At 69.2% G+C, this 9,971-nt stretch carries 9 protein-coding genes and 1 tRNA gene; 4 read left to right on the forward strand and 6 right to left on the reverse strand.

Translation table 11 applies throughout. The features are described 5' to 3' along the window. The first annotated feature begins 60 nt into the window (after positions 1 to 60). Positions 61 to 1,464, forward strand: coding sequence for a MocR-like transcription factor YczR (yczR, locus tag DY023_RS10190; protein ID WP_116242210.1), 1,404 nt, complete (start codon positions 61 to 63; stop codon positions 1,462 to 1,464). A gap of 150 nt (positions 1,465 to 1,614) precedes the next feature. Here the strand turns inward: yczR and DY023_RS10195 are convergent, their stop codons facing one another. Together DY023_RS10195 and DY023_RS10200 are read right to left on the reverse strand one after the other, a co-directional pair. After that, positions 1,615 to 2,118, reverse strand: a complete 504-nt coding sequence (locus DY023_RS10195; RefSeq protein ID WP_116242211.1) for a DUF3145 domain-containing protein — start codon at positions 2,116 to 2,118, stop codon at positions 1,615 to 1,617. Between the two features lie 166 nt (positions 2,119 to 2,284). Then, entirely contained in the window at positions 2,285 to 3,058 is a 774-nt protein-coding gene (locus DY023_RS10200; protein ID WP_116242212.1) for a hypothetical protein, read from the reverse strand. A 173-nt stretch (positions 3,059 to 3,231) separates the two neighbouring features. Between DY023_RS10200 and DY023_RS10205 the strand changes: the two genes are divergently transcribed. Together DY023_RS10205 and DY023_RS10210 are read left to right on the forward strand one after the other, a co-directional pair. Further along, complete coding sequence (locus DY023_RS10205; protein ID WP_116242213.1) at positions 3,232 to 5,232, forward strand: DUF262 domain-containing protein; 2,001 nt, start codon at positions 3,232 to 3,234, stop codon at positions 5,230 to 5,232. Continuing rightward, positions 5,232 to 6,482: an alpha/beta fold hydrolase gene (locus tag DY023_RS10210; RefSeq protein ID WP_116242214.1), complete on the forward strand. Its 1,251-nt coding sequence runs from the start codon at positions 5,232 to 5,234 to the stop codon at positions 6,480 to 6,482. The genes DY023_RS10205 and DY023_RS10210 overlap by 1 nt, the downstream gene beginning before the upstream one ends. A gap of 7 nt (positions 6,483 to 6,489) precedes the next feature. Here the strand turns inward: DY023_RS10210 and DY023_RS10215 are convergent. Both DY023_RS10215 and DY023_RS10220 read right to left on the reverse strand, forming a co-directional pair. Further along, positions 6,490 to 6,566, reverse strand: a tRNA-Ile gene (locus tag DY023_RS10215). A gap of 27 nt (positions 6,567 to 6,593) precedes the next feature. Beyond that, entirely contained in the window at positions 6,594 to 7,130 is a 537-nt protein-coding gene (locus tag DY023_RS10220; protein WP_116242215.1) for a gamma carbonic anhydrase family protein, read from the reverse strand. 128 nt (positions 7,131 to 7,258) lie between these two features. On the opposite strand from DY023_RS10220, the gene DY023_RS10225 reads away from it, so the two are divergent. Continuing rightward, positions 7,259 to 7,744, forward strand: coding sequence for a Dps family protein (locus DY023_RS10225; RefSeq protein ID WP_116242216.1), 486 nt, complete (start codon positions 7,259 to 7,261; stop codon positions 7,742 to 7,744). A gap of 58 nt (positions 7,745 to 7,802) precedes the next feature. Here DY023_RS10225 and DY023_RS10230 read toward each other — a convergent pair whose 3' ends face one another. Together DY023_RS10230 and DY023_RS10235 are read right to left on the reverse strand one after the other, a co-directional pair. After that, positions 7,803 to 9,284 carry an amidohydrolase gene (locus DY023_RS10230; RefSeq protein ID WP_116242217.1) on the reverse strand — a complete coding sequence of 494 codons (1,482 nt, stop codon included), beginning with the start codon at positions 9,282 to 9,284 and terminating at the stop codon, positions 7,803 to 7,805. Further along, a complete protein-coding gene (locus tag DY023_RS10235) occupies positions 9,281 to 9,922 on the reverse strand; it encodes an FMN-binding negative transcriptional regulator (RefSeq protein WP_116242218.1) in 642 nt (213 codons plus the stop codon). Before DY023_RS10235 ends, DY023_RS10230 begins: the two co-directional genes overlap by 4 nt. Positions 9,923 to 9,971 lie beyond the last annotated feature (49 nt).

Genomic DNA, 9,971 nt, shown 5'->3' on the forward strand with positions numbered 1-9,971 from the left:
CGGACCACCGCACGGAAAGTGGTCTGCCTGATCCAGTCCACTCTGCCGCAGAATGGATGCATGACTTCGCGCCTGGTCTCCCTTCTCGGCGTACAGAGCGCCGCCGGCGCATCCGCCGTGTCTCTCGCTGATCAGATCCGGGCGCTCGTCCTCGACGGCCGGCTCACCGTCGGCGAGCGCCTCCCCAGCGAGCGCGCGCTGGCGCTCGAGCTGCGACGCTCCCGCTCGACGATCACACACGCCTACGACGTCCTCGCCGAGGGCGGCTACGTCGACAGGGTGCACGGAGGCGGGACGAGGGTGACGCTGCCGCACCACGGTCTCGCACCGGCCCTCGCCAGTGACGATGACGCGATCGACATGTCCGTCGCATCGATGGGTTCGACGCCCGGTCTGTACGACGCGACGGTCCGGGCGCTGCCTCGCCTCGCTGCGCTGCGCAGCAGCAGCGGGTATTCGCTGCAGGGCCTGCCGGACTTCCGGGATGCCGTGGCGAGACGCTTCACGGAGCGCGGTGCACCGACATCCGCCGACGAGATCGTGATCACGGCCGGCGCGATGCAGGCGCTCAACCTGGTGCTGAGCGCGATCGGTCGGCGCGGCGAACGTGCACTCATCGAGCAGCCCACCTTCCCGCATGCGATCGAGGCGCTGCACCGGCACGGGTACCGGATGCTGCCGACCCCGGTGGATCAGGACGGCTGGGACGCCGTCCATGTCACGGACACCCTGCTGCGAGCCCGCCCTCACATCGCCTACCTCATCCCGGACTTCCACAACCCCACCGGCGCGACCCTGCCCGACGACGCGCGCTCCGTGATCGCGGCGACCGCACGCAGCGCGGGCACGCAGGTGATCGTCGACGAGACCACCGCCGAGCTCGACATCGATCGCGGGTGGGCGCCGGTCCCGTTCGGGGCGCTGGGGCCGCACGTCATCACGATCGGCTCGCTGTCGAAGGTCGCCTGGGGCGGGCTGCGGCTCGGATGGATCCGCGCCGACAGGGCGATGATCGGCCGTCTCCTGTCGACGCGCGCCTCGTACGACCTCGGCACCGCGTTCCTGGAGCAGTGCATCGCCGTCGAGCTGCTCGCCGACCTTCCGGAACTCGCCCGTCAGGTGCGTGCACGCCTCGCGGCCGGACGGCACGCGATCTCGGCCGGTCTGAGCGCCCTCGACGGCCCCATGATGCCTGAGGTGCACGGCGGTCTCTCCGCCTGGATCGACCTCGGCTCGCCCGTCTCGACCGAGCTCTCGCTCGCCGCGAGGGCGCACGGGCTCATCCTGCCCCCCGGTCCGCGCTTCGCCACCGGTGGAGTGCTCGAGCGCCGGATGCGGATCCCGATCACCCATGACCCGCTGACCTCGGCAGAGGCCATGCGCCGGCTGGCGCTCGCCTGGGGAGATGTCCGCCGTGGCGCTCCACACCCCGCCGAGACGCTCGCGCGCACGGCAGTCATCTGACCGCGGACATGACGGAGCCCCCGCCTTCCCCGGCGGGGGCTCCTGTCGTATGCGAGAGATTCGCCTTCCCGGTCTCCGGGGGTACTCACCGGATCCCGCTACTCGCGCCTCTCTCGCAAGTCTTCTCGGTCGCTGAGCCTGTCGGAGCGACTAACCGACCTTATGCAGCCACACGACGTGCGAGTCGTCGCTGGCGTGCCGGAAGGGCTCCAGTTCCTCATCCCAGGCCGCGCCGAGCGCAACGTCCAGCTCACGCTGGAGCTCGACGATATTGCCGGCCGCGATCTCCATCGCGTACCGGATGCGGTCCTCACCGATGACGATGTTGCCGGCAGCATCCGTCTGCGCGTAATGGATGCCCAGGTCCGGCGTGTGCAGCCAGCGTCCGCCGTCACTGCGCGGCGTCGGATCTTCGGACACCTCGAACCGCAGGTGCTCCCACCCGCGAATGGCCGTGGCGAGAGCGGCGCCGGTGCCCACCGGACCATCCCAGTAGAACTCCGCGCGGCGCGTGCCCTGCTGCACCGGCTGGTCGCTCCAGTCGAAGTTGACGGCACGACCGAGAGCGCGTCCCACCGCCCATTCGAGGTGCGGGCAGAGCGCGCGAGGCGAGGAGTGGATGTAGACCACTCCTCGTGCGTATCCCGTCGCCATGATCTCTCCGTTTCATCAGGTGCGTCTTCCCCTACGACCTGAGCCACGGATGCTGGCGGACTATGCGGTTATACGGCGATTATCGCCGACATTCCGAGGAATGACAACCATGTAACACAGAACGGCCCCGATCCGGGATCGGGGCCGTTCCAAGGTTCAGGGCGGATCAGGCCTCACTCATCGCGAGCTTCTCCTGCTGTCCCTTCGCTGCGTAGTAGGCGGCACGAGCGGCGTCCTTGCGGGCCTGCTCGGCGTAGCCCGCCTCGAGCACCTCCTGCGGAACCTCGACCTGGGTGTGCTGGTCGGTGCCGTGGTACTTCTCGATGTAGGCGTCGAGCTCAGGGCCCGAGGTCCACGAGGTGATCAGGCAGTAGCGCGGCTCGGTGCCGTTGTGGGTGGTCGCGTGCCACAGACGCTGGGTGTCGACGATCAGCTGAGCGCCGGCAGGCAGAGCGATGCGGTACTCGATGCTCGGGTCGGTGCGGTTCTCACGCAGGACGAAGAAGCTGTCCTTGTCGTCGGTGAGGTTGAAGAAGCCTCGCACGACCCAGCCGGTGCCGTCCGGGTTCAGGCGGTTGTTGTCGTCCTGGTGCAGGTTGTACAGGCAGTCGCCGTACGGGGTCGGCTGCAGCTCGATGATGCGGCAGCGGCCCACGTTCGCACCGGGCTCCTTCGCGCGCGCGGTCAGCGTCGGTGCGATGGCGGTCTGCGAGTCGATCCAGACGCCGTCCTTGTCCGTGCGCGGCGGCTTGTGGTTCCAGAAGCCGTTGCACTCGATGTCGCCCTTGGCGCTGGCGAGCGGCGCGAAGCGGGTGTCGCCCGAGGACTTCCAGTCGACGTACTCGACGTCGAGCCATTCCTTGGGGTCCATCTCCTCGCCGTAGCTGTCGAGGATGACGAAGCCCTTGTCCTCAAGGGCGGCGGACTTGATGTATCCCATGATCGAGTCATGTCCTTTCGTAGGGGGCCAGCGAAGTTTTTACAGGCCCTACTTAGGTAAGCCTACCTCCCGCTCCTGGACGCGCCCGAGAGGCGAGCCGGAGAAAAGACGGCCCCGGATAGACTCGGGGCGGCGGATCCCGTCTTCCCGCCGCATGGAGGCATCACCCAGTCATGGCCACGGCAACCAACGTCGAAGCGACCGCAACGAGCACGATCGAATGGCTGTCGGCACCGTCGACGAACATCGTCGTCCCGGTGTATCAGCGCCAGTACCGCTGGGACATCGGCGGCTGCGAGCGGCTGCTCTCCGACATCCGCGCCGTCGCCGCCGAGGACGCGACGCACCGGCACTTCATCGGTTCGATCCTGTCGGCGGAGGATGCCACGGAGGACGGCGGGGACCTGATCCTCATCGACGGGCAACAGCGCGTGACGACCCTGATGCTGCTGGTCGCTGCGCTGCATCACTCCGTGCGGGACACGGATCCCGAGATGGCCGCCGAACTGGAGCACGTCCTCGTTCGTGCCGACGACCCCGACCGCACGAAGCTGCGACCGCACCACGCCTGGGCCGATCTGTACGACTCGGTCGTGCTGGACCGGCGGGACGACGCGGACCGCGAGTCACGCTTCGACGACAACTACGCCTTCTTCCGCAGCCAGGTCCACGCCGACGAGGCCCATCGCATCTGGGAGGGCCTGAAGAAGCTGGAGCACGTGTCGATCACGCTCGGCGCGGCGGCGAACGCGCAGCAGATCTTCGAGAGCCTGAACTCGACCGGCGAGCCGCTGCGCGACCACGAGCTGATCCACAACTACATCCTCATGGGTCTCTCGCACGCCGAACAGCTCGAGATCGAGGAGGACTACTGGCTGGCGATCGAGCGTCTCACCGGCGAGACCATCGGCGCCTTCTGGCGCCACTTCCTGGTGATGACCACCGGCCGCGAGGTCGACGTCGCCGGTGAGCGCGGCGTGTACAGCGCGTTCCGCGCCACGTTCCCGCGGCTCGACCTCGAGAGGCTGCGCGCCGACGCGGCTGTCTGGCGCGAATACGCGGGGATCTTCAGCATCCTGCTGGATCCGTCGCTCGAATCGGATGCCGGCATCCGCCGCCAGCTCGGCTTCGTGAACACCTTCGGCCGTGCCGCATACCCGCTCGTGATGAGCGCCTACCACGACCATGCTCATGGCGTGATCTCGCGCGAGGAACTGATCCGCACGATGGAGTGGGTGCAGGCGCTGCTGCTGCGTCGCACCGTGGTGGGGCTGCCCACCGACCGCCTGATCGCCCGTCTGTGCCGAGCTCGCGCCGAGGGCAGCGACGCGCTGATGCGCGCGATCGCCCGCATCACCCCGTCCGACGAGCGCGTCAGCGCGGTGCTGAAATACAGCGAACTGCCGTACGCCTCCTACGTGCTGGGCCGCCTGCTCGACGTCGACGACGCGAACGCCTACGACGTGGAGCACATCGTGCCCGCGGCACCGGGCGACGGCTGGTCGGGTGACGGCGCGCGTCCGTGGAGCGAGTACAGCGAGGACGAGCAGAACAGCCACCGCGCGCTGGCACCGACGCTGGGCAACCTCACCCTGCTCGAGCCGCGGCTCACCGAGCGCGTGTTCGGCGCGTCCTTCCCCGACAAGCGCGACGACGCCTATGCGCGCAGCGCTGTCTCGGGCACCCGAGCTCTGGCCGACGTGACGTCCTGGGGGACGGCGGCGATCGCAGCGCGCACCGTGCAGCTCACCGAGGCATTCGTGCAGATCTGGGCGCGACCCGACCTGCCCGAGATCGACGACGACGGCCTCACGCCCATCCTCGACGCCGTCCGGCGCCGCGGCTGGCCGGCCGGCTGGGAGCGCGAGTTCGACTACGTCGAGTACCGCGGCGAGCACTGGGAGGTCAAGGACGTCCGGTACCTGTTCAACCGGGTGTTCCGCCGCGCCTGGACCGACGACCGACCCGCCGCGCTGGCGTACAGCGCGGCGCACGGCGGTCCGCTCTACGACGAGATGGCCTGGAAGGGCCATTGGGACGACTTCGGAGGCATCCACATCTACATGGGCTGGGATTCCCACTACATGATGGGTGCCGTGCAGGGCGTGCTGGAGGAGTCCGGCATCGCCGCCGAGGTGTTCGTGAAGTACTCCTACATCGGGAATGTGATGTGATGACCGCCACCGTGCGACGTATGCAGGATCTGACAGTGACCGAGCACACCATCACGGTGCCGCTGGTCTGGGGCGACGAATCCGATACCCGGACGATCGACGTGTTCGCGGCGGTCGTCACTCGCGACGGCGGCGAGGACCTGCCCTACCTGGTGTTCCTGCAGGGCGGGCCGGGCTTCGAGGCGCCCCGCCCCTTCCACGCGCCCTCCTCCCCCTCGTGGCTGGATGCCGCGCTGCAGGATCACCGCGTGGTCATGCTCGACCAGCGCGGCACCGGGCGCTCCACGCCGGTGGGCGACGGGCTGCTGGAGGAGCTCGGCTCCCCCGCTGCGGCCGAGTACCTCACGCATCTGCGGGCCGACTCGATCGTGCGGGACGCCGAGGCGCTGCGTGCCGAACTCGGCGTCGAGACGTGGAACCTGCTCGGTCAGTCGTTCGGCGGCTTCACCGTGCTGACGTACCTGTCGACGCACGCGGGCGCGCTGGACCGGGTCTACACCACCGGTGGGCTCAGCACCGTGGAGCACACGGTCGACGAGGTCTACACGCTCAGCTACGACAAGATGCGCACCGCGTCGGAGAAGTACTACCGCCGCTTCCCCGAGCACCGCGAGCGGATGCGCAGGCTCGTCGACCTCGCCGCCGCCGGGCAGCTGGTGCTGCCGGACGGCGAGGTCGTCTCCGTCTCGCGGCTGCGCTCGGTCGGCTCCGCTCTGGGCACGAACGACGGCTGGCAGACCGTCTGGTCGCTGCTCGAGCTCGATCCGCACACCAACGCATTCCGCTACGACCTGGCCGCGGCCATGCCGTTCGGCGGCCGCAACCCGCTCTACTTCGCGTTCCACGAGTCCTGCTACGCCGACGCCCAGACCACTCGGTGGTCGGCGGAGCGGATGGAGCCGGCGGACTTCGTCTCGGATGTGACCCTGTTCACCGGTGAGCACATCCGTCGGGAGTGGACGGAGACGGTCCCCGCGCTCCGGCCATGGCGTGAGGTCGCCCTCACGCTCGCCGACCACGAGTGGCCTGCGCTGTACGACGCCGAGGCGCTTGCGGCATCCGATGCGCGCGGTGCCGCCGCGGTGTACGTGAACGACGTGTACGTGTCGCTCGAGCACTCCCTGGAGACCGCGAGCCTGCTGCCGGGCCTCAAACTCTGGGTCACCAGCGAGCACGAGCACAACGGCCTGCGATCGGGCGACGTGCTCCAGCGACTGCTCGACCTGGCGCACGACCGCAGGGTGCGCTGACGGGTATTGGTAGGGCGGGTGGGACTTGAACCCACGATCGTCGGGTTATGAGCCCGCTGCCTTGACCAGCTTGGCCACCGCCCCGTAGGTCTTCCAGCCTACCGGGCGGCGTCAGACGCTCGTTGCATCGCGATGCGTCTGCGTGTGCCGGAGGTAGATCTCCGCGTTCTCGATGAGACCGGCGCGCTCCTCGTCGGTGAGCTCGCGGCGCACCTTCGCGGGCACGCCTGCCACCAGCGATCCGTCCGGCACCTCTGTGCCGCCGAGCACGACCGCACCGCCCGCGATCAGGCACCCCTTTCCGACAACCGCGCCGGACAGCACGACGGCGCCCATGCCGACCAGCGAGCCGTCGCCGATGGTGCAGCCGTGCACGACCGCGTTGTGGCCGATCGACACCCGCTCACCGACGACGACGCCGTGACCGCTGTCCACGTGCACCGAGACGTTGTCCTGCACGTTGCTGCCCGTGCCGATCGAGATCGACGCGGAGTCGCCGCGCAGAACGGCGTTGTACCAGACACTCGCCCCCTCGCCCAGGGTCACGTCGCCGACGATGCGGGCGCCGTCGGCGACGAACGCACTGTCGTGCAGGCGCGGAGTCTTGCCCGGCAGAGCGAGGACGGATGCTGCTGAGGAGACGGTCATGTAGGTGAGACTACCCTCAGATCCGCGTGATTCCGCGGCGGTTAGCGTTGCCTCAGCTTGCTTGCGGAACATTTCAGGCTGAGTAGCGTTGAGGTCATCAGGCAGCGATCAACGACCCGGAGGACACCATGAGCACTTCCAAGACCATCCCCGCCACCGCCGGCGATCCCACCGTGGCAGCCGCGGCCGCCCAGTTCCTCTCCCCCGTCGTCCTCGGGCTGCAGGCGCTGGTCGTCAACGGCAAGCAGGCGCACTGGCACGTACGTGGCGCCAACTTCATCGGTGTGCACGAGTTCCTCGACACCGTCGTGGCCAACGCCGGCGAGTTCGCCGACACGGCCGCAGAGCGCATCGTCGCCCTCGGCCTGCCGATCGACGCGCGCCTCAGCACCGTCGCGGAGAAGGCCGGCACGACGCAGGTCGCCGCAGGCTTCACCGCATCCGACGAGATCGTCCGCGCCGTGATCGCTGACATCGACGCCATCCTCGTGGACGTGAAGGCCGCCGTGGAGGGGCTCGACGAGGTCGACCTCACCAGCCAGGACGTCGCGATCGAGATCCAGCGCGGTCTCGAGAAGGACCGCTGGTTCCTGTTCTCGCACGTCGCGGCCTGACGCACGACGAACGATGAATGCCCTCGGGAGATCCCGAGGGCATTCATCATGTCCGGCGTCAGTGCGTGCGACGTCCGGCGACCAGGGTCGCCTCGACCGGCATCGTGCGGAGCGTCGCGGCATCCGCTGTCCGGGGATCGGCTCCGCAGAGCACGAGATCGGCGACGGCGCCGGGTGCGACTGCGGCTGTGCCGTCGGTGCCACGGTGCGCACTCGCGCGCAGCGCGATGTCGATGCCGACACGCTCCTCCGGGTGCCAGCGGGTACCGTCCTCGGCCTCGCGGGTGACCGCCGCCGAGATCGCCTCCCACGGGTCGAGGGCCGACACCGGGGCATCCGAACTGAACCGCAGGCCGGCACCGGCCGCGTGCAGTGACGCGAGCGGGTACACGATCGACGTCTGCGACGCCCAGAACTGCTCGATCATCGGGCGATCGTCGAGTGTGTGCCGCGGCTGCACGCTGGCGGCGACGCCGAGCCTGGCGAATCGGGCGAGGTCGGCATGGCGCACCAGCTGCGCGTGCTCGATCGTGCCGGTCTGTCCCGTGGCGGTGAACGCATCGAGTGCCGCGGTCACCGTGAGATCGCCGATCGCGTGCACCGCTGCCTCGATGCCCCCGGTCGCCGCACGCGCCAGCAGCTCGTGCAACTGCGCGGGTGGCACGGTCATGGCTCCGTGCGCGCCGGTGCCGTCGTCGTAGGCATGGCTGCACGCAGCCGTCCGGGTGCCCAGAGATCCGTCGGCGATGACCTTGAGCGCCCCCATGCGCACCAGCCCGCCGTCGCCCACCGGATCGCCGGTCTTGAGGCCTTCCGCGATCGCGCGGTCGAGCTGCTCCGGGTACACGGCGAATTCCACTCGGTGCAGGTCGAATCCGGCATCAAGGCGCCGCGACCACGCCGTGGCGTTCCACGCCATGTCGAAGTCGACCGTTCCGACGACGCCCCGGGCGGCCGCGCGGCGTGCGGCCGCGAGCACCGCCGCGTCGGCGACGGCGTCGTCGACGGCGTTCAGCCGCCGTGAGATCTCGAACGCCGGCTCCTCGCGCAGCATCCCGTCGTCGTCCTGACCGTCCATCCCCTCTCGCCGCAGCGCGGCGGAGTTGAGCCACACACTGTGCACGTCGGAGTTGATGAGATACGTCGGGATCTCACCGGTCGCGGCATCGAGAAGCGCCCGCGATGGGACATCCGCCCAGAGCGCGTGCCGGAAGCCGGTGCCGATCCGGCGGCCGTCCGGCAGCACGGGTGCGCCGCCCATACGGGCGGCGGCCTCCGCCGCACTCCGGGTGTCGTCCAGTGGCTCGCGTTGCGCGGCCAGCGCCCACTGCACGGTGTGCACGTGGTGATCCCAGAGGCCGGGGATCACCCAGGCGCCGTCGCCGTCCAACGTCTCGGCGGACGCACGCAGGTTGCCTGTCGGCGCGATGTCGGCGATCAGACCGGCCCGGATCAGGATGTCGATGGGCTCGTCGGTGGGCAGCAGTTCGCGCCCGGCACCGGCGACGCGGACGGCACGCAGCAGAAGGTCGGCGCTCATCCGCGGGCCGCCACTCGCGCCTCGTGCGCCCGGCGCATCTCAGCCGCGAGGGCCGGATGCGCGTACTCGCCGTCCGCGCTCAGCTCCGCGATCACGCTCTCGACGATCTCGTCGGGCTTGTTCTGGCTGAGTTTGCGTTTGGCCGTCACCCGGGTCGGGGTCAGACGGAATCCGACGGTGCCCGCTTCGAGCACGCGCACGAACTCGTCGGTGTTCGGCGCTCGCCACATCAGCCGGGGCTGCGGCAGCCGGGACTCGAAGTGCGCGACCAGATCGTCGAGGATCCTCAGGTTCTCCTCGGTGTCGACGACCTCAGGAATGCCCGCCAGGTGCACCGCGACGTAGTTCCAGGTCGGCACGGCCTTGACGTCGCCGTACCAGTTCGGCGAGATGTAGCCGTTCGGGCCCTCGAACACCAGGAGCAGCTCGGTCTCGCCGAGTCCCAGCACATGGTCGTCCGGCTTGCCCACATGGCCGACCACCGTCAGATCATCACGATCGGGATCCAGCAGCACCGGGTAGTGCGAGGCGACCAGACCGTCCGGACGGTTCGCCACCAGCGTCGCCCACGGATTGTGCGCGATCACCCGCCTCAGCTCGGTCAGATCTGTCATGGCGAAGCTGGGGTTCTGGCGCATGAGACCACATTACGGCGACGGCGCCCCGGAGGACGCTCCCCGGGGCGCC

Source organism: Microbacterium bovistercoris (genome assembly GCF_003387575.1).
GTDB classification, from domain to species: Bacteria; Actinomycetota; Actinomycetes; order Actinomycetales; family Microbacteriaceae; genus Microbacterium; species Microbacterium bovistercoris.